Below are 18,130 nucleotides of genomic sequence, written 5' to 3'. Positions count from 1 at the left end.
GCCTGCGTCGGTGCCGTAATCTCGAAGTCCGGAGCCCGCCGCTGACGGGACCTGGGCCTTGATCCACGACTTGGGGTTGCACAGCAGATGACTGCGATTTCTCTCGGCATGCCGTCCGTTCCGACCAGGCTCGCCGAGCGCCGGAAGAGCCGGCAGATCCAGGTCGGGTCTGTGGCGGTCGGCGGTGACGCCCCCGTCTCCGTGCAGTCGATGACGACGACGCGTACGTCCGACATCGGCGCCACCCTTCAACAGATCGCCGAGCTGACCGCGTCCGGGTGCCAGATCGTTCGCGTGGCCTGTCCCACCCAGGACGACGCGGACGCCCTCGCGACCATCGCGCGCAAGTCGCAGATCCCGGTGATCGCGGACATCCACTTCCAGCCGAAGTACGTCTTCGCGGCCATCGAGGCCGGCTGCGCCGCCGTCCGCGTGAACCCCGGCAACATCAAGCAGTTCGACGACAAGGTCAAGGAGATCGCGCGCGCCGCGAAGGACCACGGCACGCCGATCCGGATCGGCGTCAACGCCGGTTCGCTGGACCGTCGGCTGCTCCAGAAGTACGGCAAGGCGACCCCCGAGGCGCTGGCCGAGTCCGCGCTGTGGGAGGCGTCCCTCTTCGAGGAGCACGACTTCCGGGACATCAAGATCTCCGTCAAGCACAACGACCCGGTCGTGATGGTCGAGGCGTACCGGCAGCTCGCCGCCCAGTGCGACTACCCGCTGCACCTGGGGGTCACGGAGGCCGGTCCCGCCTTCCAGGGGACGATCAAGTCGGCCGTCGCGTTCGGCGCGCTGCTCTCCCAGGGCATCGGCGACACCATCCGCGTGTCCCTGTCGGCCCCGCCGGTCGAGGAGGTCAAGGTCGGCAACCAGATCCTGGAGTCCCTGAACCTCAAGCAGCGCGGCCTGGAGATCGTGTCGTGTCCCTCCTGCGGGCGCGCGCAGGTCGACGTCTACAAGCTGGCCGAAGAGGTGACGGCGGGCCTGACCGGCATGGAGGTCCCGCTCCGCGTCGCGGTCATGGGCTGTGTGGTGAACGGCCCGGGCGAGGCCCGCGAGGCCGACCTCGGTGTCGCCTCCGGCAACGGCAAGGGCCAGATCTTCGTCAAGGGCGAGGTCATCAAGACCGTCCCCGAGTCCAAGATCGTGGAGACCCTCATCGAGGAGGCCATGAAGCTGGCCGAGCAGATGGAGGCGGACGGCATCGCCTCGGGCGAGCCGTCGGTGTCGGTCGCGGGCTGACGGGGTGTTTCGTCGCCCGAGTCTTCCAAGCGCCGGTCCGCGCGATGTCAGCCCGTCCGGCGTTTGAGGACGAGGCCCTTCGGGCCGATGGGGTCTGGGGGCGCATTCCCCAGGGACGGCCACCAGGACACGGGCGCCTCACTGCCGACCGGTACCGGAACACAGGGCGGCGCGGCTCAGCTTCCGCAGGTACAGTGCGGAGATCAGCAGACCCCAGTGTGAGGCCCCGCCCGTGTTGACCCAGACGACCTCCCGGGTCCTCGAACCGAGCGACCTGGACGCCGCGCTCGCCGTACTCGACCGCGATCCGGTCGCGAACGCCTTCGTGACGTCGAGGGTCCAGGTCGCCGGCCTCGACCCGTGGCGGCTCGGCGGCGAGATGTGGGGCTGGTACGAGGACGGCATGCTCACGTCCCTCTGCTACGCCGGCGCCAACCTGGTCCCGATCTGCGCGACCCCGCGCGCGGTCCGCGCCTTCGCCGACCGTGCCCGACGGTCCGGTCGCCGCTGCTCCTCCATCGTCGGTCCCGCGGAACCCACGGCCCAGCTCTGGCGGCTGCTGGAACCGAGTTGGGGCCCGGCCCGAGAGGTCCGCGCCCACCAGCCCCTCATGGTCACCGACCGCATGCCCACCGACATCGCCCCGGATCCGTACGTCCGCCGCATCCGCAAGGACGAGATGGAGACGATCATGCCGGCCTGCGTGGCGATGTTCACCGAGGAGGTCGGCGTCTCCCCGCTGGCCGGCGACGGGGGGCTGCTGTACCAGGCCCGGGTGGCCGAACTGGTCGGCTCCGGCCGCTCGTTCGCCCGCCTCGACGAACACGGCAAGGTCGTCTTCAAGGCCGAGATCGGCGCGGCGACGGACCTGGCCTGCCAGATCCAGGGCGTCTGGGTGGCCCCCGAGTACCGCGGCAGGGGAGTGGCCGCCCCCGGAATGGCGGCGGTACTGCGTTACGCCCTGGCGGACGTGGCCCCGGTGGTGAGTCTCTACGTGAACGACTTCAATACGCCGGCGAGGCGGACGTACATGAGGGTGGGCTTCCAGGAGGTCGGGGCGTTCATGAGCGTCCTGTTCTGAACCCACCTGAAAGGGCGCGGGGAACTGTGCGACCAGCCCCAGGGGCCCGCACCCGGCACGCACCCGGAACTCCCCTGTACGCTCCCCGCATGGACCTCGTCATCGGCCCCCTGGACCTGTCCGCCCACGTAGACGAGGCCCTGGCAGTCCAGGCCATCGCATTCGGTCTGGGCGCAGACGAGGTAGCGGTCCGCCGCCAGATCGTCCTCCGCCACATGACGTATCCCGGCGCCAGGGCACTCGGCGCAACCGTCGGCGGCAACCTCGTCGGATTCGTCTACGGCATGCCCAACGACCGCACCCACTGGTGGTCGACAGTCGTGGAGCCCTACCTCCGCGCCCAGCACAACGACCCCTGGCTGGACAACTCCTTCGTGATCACCGAGCTGCACGTCCACCCCCACCACCAGAACCGCGGCATCGGCAGGTCCCTGATCACCACGATCACCGACGGCGCCGCCGAACCCCGCTCGATCCTCTCCGCGATCGACACCGACAGTCCGGCCCGCGGCCTGTACCACTCCCTCGGCTACCAGGACCTCGCCCGCCAGGTCCTCTTCCCGAGCGCCCCGAAGCCGTACGCCGTGATGGGCGCCCCGCTCCCGCTGCGTCACCGCTGAACACCGGATTTCCACCCCCACAGCACGCCCGGCTAACCTCCTTGCCATCACCCTTTCCCGGCAGGAGTACGAGAACAATGGCGAACGCACCGGTCCAGCGCATGTCCCAGTTGATGGCGAAGACGCTGCGCGACGACCCGGCGGACGCCGAGGTCCTCAGCCACAAGCTGCTCGTGCGCGCCGGGTACGTCCGCCGTACCGCGGCCGGCGTCTGGAGCTGGCTGCCGCTCGGCATGAAGGTGCTGCGCAACGTCGAGCGGATCGTCCGGGAGGAGATGGACGCGATCGGCGCCCAGGAGGTGCTGCTTCCCGCGCTGCTGCCGAAGGAGCCGTACGAGGCGACCGGCCGCTGGGAGGAGTACGGCCCGGAGCTGTTCCGGCTGCAGGACCGCAAGGGCGGCGACTACCTCCTCGGCCCGACCCACGAGGAGATCTTCACTCTGCTGGTCAAGGACCAGGCGTCCTCCTACAAGGACCTGCCGGTCATCCTGTACCAGATCCAGACGAAGTTCCGTGACGAGGCCCGCCCCCGCGCCGGCATCCTGCGCGGCCGCGAGTTCCTGATGAAGGACTCGTACTCCTTCGACACCGAGGACGAGGGCCTGGCCCAGTCCTACGCCCTGCACCGCCAGGCCTACCAGAAGGTGTTCGAGCGCCTCGGCCTCGACTACCGCATCTGCGCCGCCACCGCCGGCGCGATGGGCGGCTCCAAGTCGGAGGAGTTCCTCGCCCCGGCCGAGGCCGGCGAGGACACCTTCGCGGACTGCCCGAACTGCGACTTCGCGGCGAACACCGAGGCGATCACGTACGAGCTCAAGGAGCAGGACGCCTCCGCCGCGCCCGCCCTCGAGGAGATCCCGACCCCCGACACCCCCACCATCGAGACCCTCGCCGCCCACCTCGGCGTCGAGGCCTCCGCCACCCTCAAGAACCTCCTCGTGAAGGTCGACGGCGAGATCGTGGCCGTCGGCGTCCCCGGCGACCGCGAGGTCGACCTGGGCAAGGTCGAGGCGCACTTCGCGCCCGCCGCCGTCGAGTTGGTCACGGCGGAGGACTTCGTCGGCCGCCCCGACCTCGTCCGCGGCTACGTCGGCCCGCAGGGCCTGGGCGAGAAGGTGCAGTACATCGCCGACCCGCGGGTGGCCCCCGGCACCGCCTGGATCACCGGCGCCAACAAGGAGCACACGCACGCGAAGAACGTCGTCGCGGGCCGGGACTTCGAGGTCGACCAGTACGTCGACGTCGTGGTCGTACAGGAGGGCGACCCGTGCCCGAAGTGCGGTACCGGCCTCAAGCTGGACCGCGCCATCGAGATCGGCCACATCTTCCAGCTGGGCCGCAAGTACGCCGACGCCCTCAAGCTCGACGTCCTCGGCCAGAACGGCAAGCCGGTCCGCGTGACCATGGGCTCCTATGGCATCGGCGTCTCCCGCGCGGTCGCCGCCCTCGCCGAGCAGACCGCCGACGACAAGGGCCTGTGCTGGCCCGCCGAGGTCGCCCCGGCCGACGTGCACGTGGTCGCCGCCGGCAAGGCCCTCCAGATCGAACTGGCCCTCGACGTCTCCGAGAAGCTGCGCGCGGCGGGCCTCCGGGTCCTCGTCGACGACCGCGCCGGCGTCTCCCCGGGCGTGAAGTTCACCGACTCCGAGCTCATGGGCGTACCGAAGATCCTGGTCGCGGGCCGCCGCTCGGCCGAGGGCGTCCTGGAGCTCAAGGACCGCCGTACCGGTGAGCGCGAGGAGCTGACGGTGGACGAGGCGATCGCCCGCCTCACTGTCTGACCGGTCTCTCGGGGCCGTACCCGACCGTAGTGCGTGACACAGCGTCACTACGGCTACGGAGGGGTACGGCCATGACAACACTCACGGCCAGGTGATGCTGTTCAGGGGCGCGGGGAACTGCGCGACCAGCCCCCACCGGCCGGCAGCCGAAACAGACCTTCAAAGCCACCCGGCGAACTCCAGCAACAACTCGGCATCCCGAGGCCGCCCCACCCGAAGCGCCCGCACCCCCGACTCCACGGCCCGGAACAACGTCCACCCCCGCAACCGCTCCTGATCCACGTCCAACGACTCCGCAAGCCGCTTCACCCGCCGCCGCGTGGTCGCCGCCCCCGAGGGCGAGGCGATCAGGTCCTCCACCCGATCCCGCACCAGCCGAGCAAGATCGAACGCACACTCCCCGACGACAGGATCAGGCCCTACGGCGAGCCAGGGAGACCGCACACCGGAAAGCACCTTGCTCTGCCGGAACGTCCCGTGCAGCAACCGCACCTCCGGCGGCGCGACCAGCAACGACTCCCGAGCGTCGAGAGCGGCGCTCACCAGCGACGCCACCTCCGCGGAAGCACCCCGCATCGCAGAAGCCTGCCGGCCCGTCCGCTCGGCCACCGTCTCGAAGACATGGTCACCGGGCGGCTCCACCCACAGCCGCCGCAAGGTCCCCGCCGCCTCAAGCAGCGCCTTCGCCTCCGGCAGCGATCGCACGGACACATCCGGATGCAGCCGCTCAAGCAGCAGAACACCCTCATCGACGAAGGGCTCGATCAGCTGTACGGCCCCCCGCCCACCCCAGTGCGCGAGAGCCGCCCGCTCGCTCTCGGGCCGGGACCGAGGCGGCACCAGCTTGAGCACGGCCGGTGTCCCGTCCGCCCGCCGCACGAGCACGACGAGACTGCTGCGCCCACCGGGCACCTGCACCCGCTCCACGGTCAACTCGCGCACCGCGACGGCCTCCGCGGCGGTCTTGGGCAGCTTCTCCACCCAGTCGTCACCGTCGGGAGCGCTCTCACCGAGCGCCCGCACCAGCCGCTGAGGCGGTTCGAAAGCCATGCGCGAGGTGTTCCCTTCAGTGCCGTGTCATGCCGTGGGCGCTGCTGTGGGCGCTGCCGTGGCCGCCCGCTCGGCGAGCCCAGGGAAGGCTACGCTCTCGCCGCGCCAGCGCACCGCCCGCACCGCGGCCTCCCGCAGCGCCTCCGCGGCCGTACCCCGCCGCCCGCCTTCGGTTGCCCGCACCACGTCGGAGTACACGCCGGCGACCCGGTCCTCCAGCTCGGCGGCGAGCCGTACCGCCGCGGCCGAGTCCGGTACCGGGAAGGGCAGCGCGTACGCCGCCGCGGCGGCCACCGGCGTCCCGCCCAGACCCCGTACCTCACGCACCAGCGCGTCCCGCCGGGCCCGGTGGGCGTCGTAGGCGGCCTTGGCCTCCGTACGCCGTCCCTCACGGATCCGCCCGCCGACCACGCCGTAGCCGTACACGGCCGCGTGCTCGGCGGCCAGCGCCTTCTGCAGTGCCTCCAGCTCGTGCTCGTCCTCGTCGCTCACCGGTCCCCCTCCATCAGCAGATAGGCGTGCGCCGCGCCGGCCGCCGCCACCGAGGCCAGCAGCCGGGCCAGCTCACCCGGCACGGCCAGCAGCGCCTTCGCCCGCCGGTCGGCGAGCTCCCGCTCGGCGGCGGCGAGCTGGGTGAGGGCGTCCTTCTCGGTCGCGGGCACGGTGACCGACGGCGAGGGCGAGGCGTTGCTCGACACACTGGGTGAGGCCGCCGTGAGCGTCTCCCCGAACGCCTCCACATGCCGTACGGCTTCCGCCCGCAACGGCCCGAGTCGCTGCGCGAGCGTCGGATACGCGGCCAGGACGACGTCGTACCGCTCGACGATCCCCCTGCTGTCCCGAGCCGCACGCACGCGTACCCGCTCGGCGGCGGACGGGCTGCCGGCGGTGCCCTCCTCGCTGCTTCCGGTCCCGTCGGAGCACCCCGTCAGCAGGGCGCCCCCGGCGACCGAGGCGAGCAGGGATCTTCTGCGCGGCCCCGAGGGGACGCGCGGCGGAAAGGGGTACGGCACGACAGACGTCCTCGGGAAGCTCGTACGAACACACGGGCGGGAGGTCGAGCCCGCCGGCGATCACGGTACCCGCGCATCCGGGGTCACCTGGACGGCAACACCCCCCGCGACCGGATACCCTTTGACCAGACACGCGACCTACCCACAACAGCACACGCGGCCGAGGAGTCACCCGGATGAGCACCACCCAGAGCGAGAGGCTGCGAGAGCTCCTGGAACCGCTCGTCACCTCCCAGGGCCTGGATCTCGAAGAGATCGCAGTGGACTCCGTCGGACGGAAGCGAGTGCTGCGTGTCGTCGTCGACTCGGACACCGGTGCCGACCTGGACCAGATCGCCGATGTGAGCCGCGCGCTCTCGGCGAAGCTCGACGAGACGGACGCGATGGGCCAGGCGGAGTACACCCTGGAGGTCGGCACCCCGGGCGCCGAGCGCCTCCTCAAGGAGCACCGGCACTACCTGCGCGCCCTGGACCGGCTGGTGAAGTTCCAGCTGACCGAGGGCGGCGAACTGGTCGCCCGGATCCTGAAGGTCGACGACGAGGGCCTCGAACTCGAAGTGCCCGGCGTGAAGGGCCGTAAGGCCACCGTCCGCACCCTCGCCTTCTCGGAGATCGACAGGGCGCGCGTGCAGGTCGAGTTCAACCGCAAGGACAAGAACGAAGAGGAGGCGTAGCCGTGGACATCGACATGAGTGCCCTGCGGGGCTTGGTACGGGAGAAGGAGATCTCCTTCGACCTGTTGGTCGAGGCGATCGAGTCGGCCCTCCTCATCGCCTACCACCGCACCGAGGGAAGCCACCGCCACGCGCGCGTGAAGCTCGACCGGGACTCCGGACACGTGGTCGTGTGGGCGAAGGAAGACCCCGAGGAGCTCGAAGAGGGCCAGGAGCCGCGGGAGTTCGACGACACCCCGTCCGACTTCGGCCGGATCGCCGCCACCACCGCCAAGCAGGTCATCCTGCAGCGGCTGCGCGACGCCGAGGACGACGCGACGCTCGGCGAGTACGCGGGGCGGGAGGGCGACATCGTCATGGGCGTGGTCCAGCAGGGCCGCGACCCGAAGAACGTCCTCGTGGACATCGGCAAGCTGGAGGCCATCCTGCCGGTGCAGGAGCAGGTCCCGGGTGAGACGTATCCGCACGGCATGCGGCTGCGGTCGTACGTCGTCCGGGTGGCGCGGGGTGTCCGCGGGCCCTCCGTGACGCTGTCCCGCACCCACCCGAACCTGGTGAAGAAGCTCTTCGCCCTGGAGGTGCCGGAGATCGCCGACGGATCCGTCGAGATCGCCGCGATCGCCCGTGAGGCCGGTCACCGCTCCAAGATCGCCGTACGGTCCACCCGTTCGGGCCTGAACGCCAAGGGCGCCTGCATCGGCCCGATGGGCGGCCGGGTGCGCAATGTCATGGGCGAGCTGAACGGTGAGAAGATCGACATCGTCGACTGGTCGGACGACCCGGCCGAGATGGTGGCGAACGCGCTGTCGCCCGCCCGGGTCTCCAAGGTGGAGGTCGTGGACATGGCCGCCCGCTCCGCGCGGGTGACGGTCCCCGACTACCAGCTCTCCCTCGCCATCGGCAAGGAAGGGCAGAACGCCCGGCTCGCGGCCCGGCTCACCGGCTGGCGGATCGACATCCGGCCGGACACCGAGCAGAGCGCCGACAGGGCCGGGGAATAGATCCAAGCCGTCGGTGGCTTAGATCACGACAACAACCGTTCGATCCTCGCCCCCAAGGGGTGAGGTCGGTACGGGGAGGTAGACTTAAGAGTGTCTGGCCGGACGCACGCCCGCGCATGCCCTGAACGAACCTGTGTGGGATGCAGGCAGCGAGCGGCCAAGACCGATCTGCTGCGCATCGTGGCGATCAAGGACGCCTGCGTTCCTGATCCTCGCGGTACGCTGCCCGGCCGGGGTGCGTACGTTCACCCCGCCCTGGTCTGTCTCGACCAGGCGGTACGCCGCCGGGCGTTCACGCGGGCGCTGCGCGCCCCGGGAGCGCTCGACACAAAGGCGTTGCGCCAGTACGTCGAGCAGACAGACAGTTGCTGAGCAGGCAACACCGTAAGAAGCGTCGCGCGGAACCTCTGTGCGGCCCTGTACACCGCGAGTTGGAAGTAGGTCGAGATTGCGATGAGCACTCGATGAGCACGCGATGAGTACGCCCATGAAGTAGCGACGGTCCGGACGCACCCGGACCTAAAAGGAGCGAAGTGGCTAAGGTCCGGGTATACGAACTCGCCAAGGAGTTCGGGGTTGAGAGCAAGGTCGTCATGGCCAAGCTCCAAGAACTCGGTGAATTCGTCCGTTCGGCGTCTTCGACCATCGAAGCGCCCGTCGTCCGTAAGTTGACGGACGCCCTCCAGCAGGGCAACGGAGGCGGCAAGCCCGCCCCCGCCCGCAAGGCTGCCCCGGCACGTCCGGCAGCCCCCTCTCCCGCGCAGGCAGCCCGTCCGGCCGCCCCGCGCCCGCCGGCCCCCAAGCCGGCCGCCGCCGAGAGGCCCGCGGCTCCCGCCGCCCCGGCCGCTCCCGGCCCCCGTCCCACTCCGGGCCCGAAGCCCGCGCCGCGGCCCGCCCCGGCGTCCCCGGCTCCGACCACGCCCGAGTTCACCGCGCCGCCGTCGGCTCCCGCCGCTCCGGCCTCCCAGGGCCAGGGTTCGCAGGGCCAGGGCTCCGGCCCGCGTCCGAACGCTCCGCGTCCGGCCGGCCAGGCCCCGCGTCCGGGTGCTCCGCGTCCCGCCGGTGGTCCCGGCCAGGGCGGCCAGGGTCGTGGTGACCGTGGCGAGCGTCCCGGCGCCCCGCGTCCGGGTGGCCAGGCGCCGCGTCCCGGTGCCCGTCCGGCCGGTCCCCGTCCGGGCAACAACCCCTTCACCTCTGGTGGCTCCACCGGCATGGCGCGCCCGCAGGCGCCCCGTCCCGGCGGTGCCCCGCGCCCCGGCGGCCCTGGTGGCCCCGGTGAGCGTCCCGGCGGCGCCCCGCGTCCGCAGGGTCAGGGCCAGGGCGGTCCCCGTCCCCAGGGCGCGGCGGGCGGTCCCCGTCCGCAGGCTCCGGGCGGCGCCCGTCCCAGCCCCGGCGGTATGCCCCGTCCGCAGGGCGGTCCCCGTCCCGGCGGCGGCCCCGGCGGCCCGCGTCCCAACCCCGGCATGATGCCGCAGCGTCCGGCTGCCGGCCCGCGTCCCGGCGGCGGTGGCCCCGGTGGCCGCGGTCCCGGTGGCGGTGGCGGTCGCCCCGGCGGCGGTGGCGGCGGTCGTCCCGGTGGCGGCGGCGGTTTCGCCGGTCGTCCCGGTGGCGGTGGCGGCGGCTTCGCCGGTCGTCCCGCGGGTCCCGGTGGCGGTGGCGGCGGTTTCGCCGGCCGTCCGGGTGGTCCCGGCGGTGGCGGCGGCGGTCGTCCCGGCTTCGGTGGTCGTCCCGGCGGTCCCGGTGGCCGTGGTGGCACGCAGGGCGCCTTCGGTCGTCCCGGCGGTCCCGCGCGTCGCGGTCGCAAGTCGAAGCGGCAGAGGCGCCAGGAGTACGAGGCCATGCAGGCCCCGTCGGTCGGCGGCGTGATGCTGCCTCGCGGCAACGGCGAAGCCATTCGCCTGTCGCGCGGTGCGTCGCTCACCGACTTCGCGGAGAAGATCAACGCCAACCCGGCGTCCCTCGTCGCGGTCATGATGAACCTCGGCGAGATGGTCACGGCCACGCAGTCCGTCTCCGACGAGACGCTGCAGCTCCTCGCCGGCGAGATGAACTACACGGTTCAGATCGTCAGCCCCGAGGAGGAGGACCGCGAGCTGCTCGAGTCCTTCGACATCGAGTTCGGCGAGGACGAGGGCGACGACGAGGACCTGGTCGTCCGTCCGCCGGTCGTGACCGTCATGGGTCACGTCGACCACGGTAAGACCCGACTCCTCGACGCCATCCGCAAGACGAACGTCATCGCGGGCGAGGCCGGCGGCATCACCCAGCACATCGGTGCCTACCAGGTCTCGACCCAGGTCAACGACGAGGACCGCGCGATCACCTTCATCGACACCCCGGGTCACGAGGCGTTCACCGCCATGCGTGCCCGTGGTGCCCGGTCGACGGACATCGCGATCCTGGTCGTCGCGGCCAACGACGGCGTCATGCCGCAGACGGTCGAGGCGCTCAACCACGCCAAGGCGGCCGACGTCCCGATCGTCGTCGCGGTCAACAAGATCGACGTCGAGGGCGCCGACCCGACCAAGGTGCGCGGTCAGCTGACCGAGTACGGCCTGGTGGCCGAGGAGTACGGCGGCGACACCATGTTCGTCGACATCTCCGCCAAGCAGGGTCTGCACATCGACTCGCTGCTGGAGGCCGTGGTCCTGACCGCGGACGCCTCGCTCGACCTGCGGGCCAACCCGAACCAGGACGCGCAGGGCATCTCCATCGAGTCCCGTCTCGACCGCGGCCGCGGTGCCGTGGCGACGGTCCTCGTGCAGCGAGGCACCCTGCGGGTCGGCGACACCATGGTCGTGGGCGACGCCTACGGCCGTGTGCGCGCCATGCTCGACGACAACGGCAACAACGTCGCCGAGGCGGGTCCGTCCACGCCGGTCCAGGTGCTGGGTCTGACCAACGTCCCGGGTGCCGGCGACAACTTCCTCGTGGTCGAGGAGGACCGTACGGCCCGTCAGATCGCCGAGAAGCGTGCCGCCCGCGAGCGCAACGCGGCCTTCGCCAAGCGCACGCGCCGCGTCTCGCTCGAGGACCTGGACAAGGTGCTCAAGGCCGGCGAGGTCCAGCAGCTCAACCTCATCATCAAGGGTGACGCTTCTGGTTCCGTCGAGGCCCTCGAGTCCTCCCTGCTCCAGCTGGACGTCGGCGAAGAGGTCGACATCCGCGTCCTGCACCGCGGTGTCGGTGCGGTCACGGAGTCGGACATCGACCTGGCGATGGGCTCCGACGCCATCGTGATCGGCTTCAACGTGCGCGCCGCCGGGCGGGCACAGCAGATGGCCGAGCGCGAGGGTGTGGACGTCCGCTACTACTCGGTCATCTACCAGGCGATCGAGGAGATCGAGGCGGCCCTCAAGGGCATGCTCAAGCCGGAGTACGAAGAGGTCGAGCTCGGTACGGCGGAGATCCGCGAGGTCTTCCGCTCGTCCAAGCTGGGCAACATCGCGGGTGTTCTCATCCGCTCCGGCGAGGTCAAGCGCAACACCAAGGCCCGTCTGCTGCGCGATGGCAAGGTCATCGCGGAGAACCTCAACATCGAGGGCCTGCGCCGCTTCAAGGACGACGTCACCGAGATCCGCGAAGGCTTCGAGGGCGGTATCAACCTCGGAAACTTCAACGACATCAAGATCGACGACGTCATCGCGACGTACGAGATGCGCGAGAAGCCGCGAGGCTGACCGTCACAGCACGCGATCGGGGCCGATCGGCGGAGCCGTTCCCTCTGGGAATTTCCGTCGATCGGCCCCGGCCGTTGCGTGTACGGTTCCCGTATCGGCGTCGACGCGGCGCCCGTACCCCGAACCGGCGGGACATCCGGACACACATGTATGTGGGGACTCTGTCCTTCGACCTGCTCCTCGGTGACGTCCACTCGCTGAAGGAGAAACGGTCTCTCGTCCGTCCGATCGTGGCCGAGCTCCAGCGCAAGTACGCGGTGAGCGCGGCGGAGACGGGCAGTCAGGACCTCCACCGCAGGGCCGAGATCGGGCTCGCGGTGGTCTCCGGGGACACGGGACACCTCAGCGACGTACTGGACCGCTGTGAGCGGCTGGTAGCAGGGCGGCCCGAGGTGGAACTGCTCTCGGTTCGACGCAGGCTCCACAGCGACGAAGACTGAAGCAACAAGTAAGTACTTAAGGAGACGGACCAGTGGCCGACAACGCGCGCGCCAAGAGGCTGGCGGACCTCATCCGAGAGGTGGTGGCCCAGAAGCTGCTGCGCGGGATCAAGGACCCGCGGCTCGGCTCACACGTCACCATCACGGACACCCGGGTCACGGGTGACCTGCGGGAGGCGACCGTCTTCTACACCGTGTACGGCGGTGACGAGGAGCGGGCGGCCGCGGCAGCCGGACTGGAGAGCGCCAAGGGCGTGCTCCGGTCCGCCGTGGGGGCGGCGGCGGGTGTGAAGTTCACGCCGACGCTGACCTTCGTCGCGGACGCGCTGCCCGACACCGCCAAGACCATCGACGACCTCCTCGACAAGGCCCGCCAGTCCGACGAGAAGGTGCGCGAGGTCTCGGCGGGTGCCGCCTACGCCGGTGACGCCGACCCGTACCGGAAGCCGGGCGACGAGGACGAGACGGACGACGCCGCCGAATGACCGAGAAGAACCGGACGCCCGACGGCCTTGTCATCGTCGACAAGCCGTCGGGCTTCACCTCGCACGACGTGGTCGCCAAGATGCGCGGGATCGCCAGGACCCGCCGCGTCGGCCACGCCGGCACCCTCGACCCCATGGCGACGGGTGTGCTGGTCCTCGGTGTCGAGAAGGCGACCAAGCTCCTCGGGCACCTCGCGCTGACCGAGAAGGAGTACCTGGGCACGATCCGGCTCGGCCAGACGACCCTGACCGACGACGCCGAGGGCGAGATCACGGGGTCGGTCGACGCCTCGAAGGTCACCCGAGAGGCCGTCGACGCCGGGATCGCGAAGCTCAGCGGCCACATCATGCAGGTGCCGTCCAAGGTCAGCGCCATCAAGATCGACGGGGTGCGCTCCTACAAACGGGCCCGTGAGGGCGAGGAGTTCGAGATCCCCGCGCGGCCGGTCACCATCTCGTCCTTCGCGGTGTACGACGTCCGGGACGCGGTCGCAGAGGACGGTACGCCGGTGGTGGACCTGGTGGTCTCGGTGGTCTGCTCGTCCGGCACCTACATCCGGGCCCTCGCCCGCGACCTGGGCGCCGATCTGGGCGTCGGCGGCCATCTGACGGCTCTGCGCCGCACGCGCGTGGGCCCGTACAAGCTGGACGCGGCCAAGACCCTCGACCAGCTCCAGCAGGAGCTCACGGTGATGCCGATCGCCGAGGCCGCCACGGCCGCGTTTCCCCGCTGGGACGTCGACGCGCGGCGGGCCAAGCTGCTCACCAACGGTGTACGGCTCGACATGCCCGACGTGTACGCGGGCGCCGGTGCGGTGGCCGTCTTCGACCCCGAGGGACGCTTTCTCGCGCTGGTCGAGGAACAGAAGGGCAAGGCCAAGAGCCTGGCCGTCTTCGGCTGAGGCCTTTTAGGGGGCCCGGGGCGGTCTGCCCGTGGAGCGGCGATCACGGGGTTGTGCCGCCGCTCCACGGTCCCCCCTCGGTTCCCCCACCCCTAGGGTGTATCCGCCGCTCACCTTCCATTCACCCGCGCAGGCAGGCGCTCGGAGTGAAGCAGGGGGGTGGAAGGGGGCGCGTTCACGACGCGATCTGTCCCGCTGATCACCCCGCGCCTACCGTCGACAGCAGGAACGTGCGTACGGCGGGGAGGTTCGACCATGGCGGCAGGAGACTCCGTCGGTGGAGCGGTTCCTCCCTCCTCCGGCACCGGCGCGGAGAACTGGGCGCGGGAGGACGGGGCCGCCCGGCGGACGGTCGGGTCGGCGGCGGTCCGGGAGGCCGGAGGCGCAGACGGACGCGTCGGTCCCGGGACTCGGCAGGGGAATGGGCGGACAGGCGAGGCCGGATGGGCTGATCGGGCCGGGGAGCGGGAGTCGCGCAGGGCCGGTCGGGCTGATCAGGTCGGTGAGGGTGAGGGGGGCGAGGTCTCGTGGGTCGATTGGGCCGGGGAGCGGGAGTCGCGCAGGGCCGGTCGGGCTGATCAGGTCGGTGAGGGTGAGGGGGGCGAGGCCTTGTGGGTCGATCGGGGCGGTGAGCCCGAGGCCGGTGACGGAGGGCAGTCCCGGCGCGGTCCCTGTGCGGGCGCCCGGTCGGCGTGGAGGGGCGGCCGCTCGCGGCAGGCGCGGGGCCGGCAGCGGGCCCAGGACCAGGTGGTCGGGCCCGGGCGGGACGCGGATCTCGTGCGCGTCCATGACCTGGCGGGCCGGCCCCGCGGTCTCGGCTTCGTGGCCGATCACCACGGCACCGTCGTCACCAGCCACGAGGCCGTCGACGGGCTGCCCCGGCTCGTCCTGCACGCCGGTGACCGCAGCTGTGTGGTGACCGCCGACGCGGTGACCCCACTGCCCGAGCTGGACCTGGCGCTCGTCCGTACCGAAGGCCTCGGAGTGGACCCGCTTCCGGTGTCCGTGCGCGACACCGCCGAGACCGGCAGCTATGTCCGTCTCCCCGCCGGCTGCTGGCGCGAGGCCCGGGTGCTGGGCGCGGCCACCGTGACCTACACGGCCACCGACCGCTTCCATCTGCTGGACGGCGCCCTGGAGTTGGCGATCGGCACGGCAGGACGGGACGCGCTGCGGCTGGGCGGCGGGGCCGCCGGGGGCCCGGTGCTCGACGCCGGGACCGGCGCGGTGGTCGCCGTCCTCGGCACCGCCCTGCAGAGCGGCCACCGCGACGGCGCCTACGCCGTCCCCCTCAGCCCCGCCCGGACCGGCCCCCTCGCCGACCTGCTCGCCAAGAACGCGGCGACGGTCCCGGCGTACGGCGCCGACCTCAACCTGGCCGGTGTCCTGGAGCTGACCGCCACCTCGGTGGGCCAGGACGGCCCGCCGGGCGCGCTGGCCGGTTACGTGGGGCGGCAAGACGCCACGGAACCCGTCGAACGGACCGCGACCGCAAGGCAGTTCGCCGCGTTCACCGAGGGCCCGGACACCGTCCTCGGGCTCGTCGGACCGCCCGGCAGCGGCCGAACGACGGAACTCGCGGCCCTCGCCGCCCGCCGCCACCGCGGCCCCGCCCCCGCGCCCACCCTGTGGCTGCGCGGCGCCGACCTGGAGGACACCGACGTCTCGGTGGCCGACGCGGCCCGCCGCGCGCTCACCCGGGCCGCCCGGATCGTGGCGGCCTCCACGGACACCGTCCCCGCCGACCTCGGGGACCTCTCCCCGGAGCGACTGGCCCGTCTCTCCCGCGCTGCCGCCCGGCCTCTCTTCCTCCTCCTCGACGGTCCCGAGGAGATGCCCCCGGTCCTCGCCCACCGCCTCGCCGAGTGGACGCAGGGCACGGCGGAGTGGCTGCGGGAGACAGGGGCACGGCTGGTGGTGGCGTGCCGGGAGGAGCACTGGGAGCAGGCGGACTTCCCGAAGGAGCTGCTCCACGGCGGCCCGGGGGAGCCTTGCGTACGGCTCGGCGACCTCACCGACGACGAGGCCCGCCGGGCCAGGGCCCGCTACGCCCTCCCCGACACCGTCCTCACCGGCTCCGACGCCCGCCACCCCCTCACCCTCCGCCTCCTCGCCGAGGTCCGCGCGGCCATCCCGCACGCCCCCGACGCTCCCGTGAACCGCGACGAGGTCCTCTCCGCGTACCTCGACCTGATGTGCCTGCGCATCGCGGTACGGCTGGCCACCCCGAGCGGGATGCGCGGCACCGCCGTCCGCCGGCTCGCGGCCAAGGTCTCCGGCCAGGTCCACGAGGCGGCCCGGCGCAGCCTCGGCCCCGGCCAGGGCGAACTGGACCGGGAGTCCTTCGAGGCGGTGTTCCCCTGGGGCCCGGCCCCGAAGCGGCTCGGCGGCACCGGCTGGGCCTCCGCCGTCCTCGCCGAGGGCCTCCTCGTCCCCGCGGGCTCCGGCTACCGCTTCGCCCACGAGGAGCTCGCCGACTGGATCCAGGGCATGCACCTGGACCTCGACGAGGCCCTGCGCGCCCTGGTCCACCGCCGCCGCACCGGCCCAGAACACCCCCTCCCGGTCCCGCACCACCGCATCGGTCCCGTCGTCCAGGCCCTGCTCCTCGTCGCCCGCCAACACGGCACACCGCAACTGGCGTACCGGCTGGAGGAGTTGCTGCACGCCCTCGACGCCGACCCGGACTCCTGGTGGGCGGCCCGCCTGCTTACCGAGACCCTGCTGCGCGTGCCCGACGCGACCCCGTACACCGATGTCCTACGGCAGCTCACCGACCGCCTCGTGGTCCGGCGCCAGCGAGCGGAACCGGTCCCGGCCGCGTTCGGGCCCGCCTTCTGGAGCGCCCTCCCGCTTCCCCTGGACACCCGCTTCGACCTGCTCCGCCGGCTCGTCCTCGCCGACGGGCCCCCGCACGAGCCCGGTCCACGGTTCCTGGACTTGGTGGCGGAGCTGCTCGCCGTCGACCCCACCGCCGTACAGCCGTGTCTCACCCGCTGGTTCGACGACGAGCGGCCGCTGCCCGCGACCCCGCACGCGACCGTGGCGGAGGCCGCGCAGGCGCTGCTGCACACGCATCGGACCCGGGCCCTGGACGATCTCACCGAGGTGCTCGTCGGGTGCGCGCACCGGCGGGCCGACGAGCTGCTCGCCGTGCTGGCCGAGGACGAGCCGTCGGCGGTGTGCCGGGCCGTGGACCGGTGGGCGCACGACGAGCGGCCCGCGAGGAGAGTGGCCGCGGCGGCCTACGGAGTGCGTGCCGCCCCGCATGTGCGCACCGAGGCCGACCGTGAGCTGCTGCGCTACGCCGCCCTCGCGCTGCTGGCCCGCCCCGAGGACTGCACCCTGCACGGCGGTGCGCTCGCCCTGCTCGTCCGCGACCCACGCACGCGTGCCCGTCATCTCCCGCAGGCGCTCGGGTACTTCGAGGCCGGCGACCCGCAGTTCCCGGCCGACGCGCTGGTCCCCGCGCTCGCCACCGACCCCGACCCGGTCCTGGACGCCTTCCGGGAGCGGCTGCGGCGGCCCGGCGCCGGCAAGGCGCTGCGCACCCTCGCCGACGTCACCACGCCCGCGCTGGCCCGCCGGGTGGCCGCGCTGGTGCGGGAGGTCGTCCAGCGGCGCCCGGAGACCGCCGGGGACGTGGCCGCGTACGTCGACCGGCGCCTCGACCAGGGCCCGGCCTCCCGGGCCGTACTCCTCCCGCTGGTCACCGGACTGCTCGACGGCGGCCCGGAAGGGGTGCGGGCCGCGCTGGCGGCCGTGCTCGCGGGGCCCGGCACCTCCGCCTCCCTGCCGCTGCGGCAGGAACTCCTCGAATCCCTGCTTGCCCACGAACAGGAGCCCGCGGTCCTGGTCGCCCTGCTGCCCGCGGCCGCCGCCCGCGCGGACGCGGGTGTCCGCGACCTCGTCCACCGCATCGGCCTCCTCCTCGTGCGCACCCCGGACGGCGCGGCCCGCTTCGACCGGGGCCTCGTCGACCTCGGCCGTCATGTCCCCGGCTTCGCCGCGCTGGAGGGCCGGCTGGCTCGCCGACGCGCCGCAGGAGTGGGCGGCGGTGGTCGGCCCCAGTACCCGGCGGATGATCGAGAACCTGGCGGGCGTACGGGTTCCGGCCTGAGAGCGGGCGATGAGGAGCCTCCGCCTCCGCGTGCGTCG

At 72.2% G+C, this 18,130-nt stretch carries 14 protein-coding genes and 1 pseudogene; 12 read left to right on the top strand and 3 right to left on the bottom strand.

The window, feature by feature from the left end:
- Window positions 1-87 precede the first annotated feature (87 nt).
- The 4 genes from ispG to AB0D34_RS19655 all read left to right on the top strand — a co-directional run bounded on the left by ispG (window position 88) and on the right by AB0D34_RS19655 (window position 4,727).
- Window positions 88-1,245 carry a flavodoxin-dependent (E)-4-hydroxy-3-methylbut-2-enyl-diphosphate synthase gene (ispG, locus tag AB0D34_RS19670; protein WP_362663058.1) on the top strand — a complete coding sequence of 386 codons (1,158 nt, stop codon included), beginning with the start codon at window positions 88-90 and terminating at the stop codon, window positions 1,243-1,245.
- Between the two features lie 232 nt (window positions 1,246-1,477).
- The gene (locus tag AB0D34_RS19665) at window positions 1,478-2,326 is read left to right on the top strand and encodes a GNAT family N-acetyltransferase (RefSeq protein WP_362663057.1); all 849 of its coding nucleotides are present in this window, start codon (window positions 1,478-1,480) and stop codon (window positions 2,324-2,326) included.
- A gap of 89 nt (window positions 2,327-2,415) precedes the next feature.
- Window positions 2,416-2,946 carry a GNAT family N-acetyltransferase gene (locus tag AB0D34_RS19660; protein ID WP_362663056.1) on the top strand — a complete coding sequence of 177 codons (531 nt, stop codon included), beginning with the start codon at window positions 2,416-2,418 and terminating at the stop codon, window positions 2,944-2,946.
- Between the two features lie 77 nt (window positions 2,947-3,023).
- Window positions 3,024-4,727, top strand: coding sequence for a proline--tRNA ligase (locus tag AB0D34_RS19655; protein ID WP_362663055.1), 1,704 nt, complete (start codon window positions 3,024-3,026; stop codon window positions 4,725-4,727).
- 159 nt (window positions 4,728-4,886) lie between these two features.
- Here AB0D34_RS19655 and AB0D34_RS19650 read toward each other — a convergent pair whose 3' ends face one another.
- The 3 genes from AB0D34_RS19650 to AB0D34_RS19640 are packed head-to-tail and all read right to left on the bottom strand — an operon-like array spanning window position 4,887 to window position 6,790.
- Window positions 4,887-5,777, bottom strand: coding sequence for an aminoglycoside phosphotransferase family protein (locus tag AB0D34_RS19650; RefSeq protein ID WP_362663054.1), 891 nt, complete (start codon window positions 5,775-5,777; stop codon window positions 4,887-4,889).
- Between the two features lie 27 nt (window positions 5,778-5,804).
- A complete protein-coding gene (locus AB0D34_RS19645; RefSeq protein WP_362663053.1) occupies window positions 5,805-6,269 on the bottom strand; it encodes a ferritin-like domain-containing protein in 465 nt (154 codons plus the stop codon).
- Window positions 6,266-6,790, bottom strand: coding sequence for a hypothetical protein (locus AB0D34_RS19640; protein ID WP_362663052.1), 525 nt, complete (start codon window positions 6,788-6,790; stop codon window positions 6,266-6,268). The genes AB0D34_RS19645 and AB0D34_RS19640 overlap by 4 nt, the downstream gene beginning before the upstream one ends.
- A 176-nt stretch (window positions 6,791-6,966) precedes the next feature.
- Here AB0D34_RS19640 and rimP point away from each other — a divergent pair, with 176 nt between their 5' ends.
- From rimP to AB0D34_RS19600, 8 genes and pseudogenes are all read left to right on the top strand, one after another.
- Window positions 6,967-7,464, top strand: coding sequence for a ribosome maturation factor RimP (gene rimP, locus AB0D34_RS19635; RefSeq protein WP_362663051.1), 498 nt, complete (start codon window positions 6,967-6,969; stop codon window positions 7,462-7,464).
- Window positions 7,465-7,466: 2 nt separating this feature from the next.
- Window positions 7,467-8,465: a transcription termination factor NusA gene (gene nusA, locus AB0D34_RS19630; RefSeq protein ID WP_362663050.1), complete on the top strand. Its 999-nt coding sequence runs from the start codon at window positions 7,467-7,469 to the stop codon at window positions 8,463-8,465.
- A 90-nt stretch (window positions 8,466-8,555) separates the two neighbouring features.
- A complete protein-coding gene (locus AB0D34_RS19625) occupies window positions 8,556-8,837 on the top strand; it encodes a YlxR family protein (protein ID WP_123991941.1) in 282 nt (93 codons plus the stop codon).
- A 161-nt stretch (window positions 8,838-8,998) separates the two neighbouring features.
- On the top strand, window positions 8,999-12,145 hold the full coding sequence (gene infB / locus AB0D34_RS19620; protein WP_362663049.1) for a translation initiation factor IF-2: 3,147 nt from the start codon (window positions 8,999-9,001) through the stop codon (window positions 12,143-12,145).
- A 146-nt stretch (window positions 12,146-12,291) separates the two neighbouring features.
- Window positions 12,292-12,585, top strand: a complete 294-nt coding sequence (locus tag AB0D34_RS19615; protein WP_362663048.1) for a DUF503 domain-containing protein — start codon at window positions 12,292-12,294, stop codon at window positions 12,583-12,585.
- A gap of 32 nt (window positions 12,586-12,617) precedes the next feature.
- Window positions 12,618-13,070 carry a 30S ribosome-binding factor RbfA gene (rbfA, locus tag AB0D34_RS19610; protein WP_007385054.1) on the top strand — a complete coding sequence of 151 codons (453 nt, stop codon included), beginning with the start codon at window positions 12,618-12,620 and terminating at the stop codon, window positions 13,068-13,070.
- Complete coding sequence (truB, locus tag AB0D34_RS19605) at window positions 13,067-13,972, top strand: tRNA pseudouridine(55) synthase TruB (RefSeq protein WP_362663047.1); 906 nt, start codon at window positions 13,067-13,069, stop codon at window positions 13,970-13,972. Before rbfA ends, truB begins: the two co-directional genes overlap by 4 nt.
- Before the next feature lie 747 nt (window positions 13,973-14,719).
- Window positions 14,720-18,092, top strand: a pseudogene (locus tag AB0D34_RS19600) (trypsin-like peptidase domain-containing protein).
- Window positions 18,093-18,130 lie beyond the last annotated feature (38 nt).

Source organism: Streptomyces sp. NPDC048420 (assembly GCF_040651535.1).
Classification (GTDB): domain Bacteria; phylum Actinomycetota; class Actinomycetes; order Streptomycetales; family Streptomycetaceae; genus Streptomyces.
The sequence above is the reverse complement of the archived record's forward strand: the minus strand, read 5'-3'. Positions and strand labels throughout refer to the sequence as shown.

What these genes read in the sequence shown, in the direction of transcription:
- AB0D34_RS19615 (WP_362663048.1), top strand. Translation starts at nt 12,292, where the DNA reads ATGTATGTGGGGACTCTGTCCTTCGACCTGCTCCTCGGTGACGTCCAC.
- AB0D34_RS19650 (WP_362663054.1), bottom strand. Translation starts at nt 5,777, where the DNA reads ATGGCTTTCGAACCGCCTCAGCGGCTGGTGCGGGCGCTCGGTGAGAGC.
- rimP (WP_362663051.1), top strand. Translation starts at nt 6,967, where the DNA reads ATGAGCACCACCCAGAGCGAGAGGCTGCGAGAGCTCCTGGAACCGCTC.
- AB0D34_RS19655 (WP_362663055.1), top strand. Translation starts at nt 3,024, where the DNA reads ATGGCGAACGCACCGGTCCAGCGCATGTCCCAGTTGATGGCGAAGACG.
- AB0D34_RS19660 (WP_362663056.1), top strand. Translation starts at nt 2,416, where the DNA reads ATGGACCTCGTCATCGGCCCCCTGGACCTGTCCGCCCACGTAGACGAG.
- ispG (WP_362663058.1), top strand. Translation starts at nt 88, where the DNA reads ATGACTGCGATTTCTCTCGGCATGCCGTCCGTTCCGACCAGGCTCGCC.
- truB (WP_362663047.1), top strand. Translation starts at nt 13,067, where the DNA reads ATGACCGAGAAGAACCGGACGCCCGACGGCCTTGTCATCGTCGACAAG.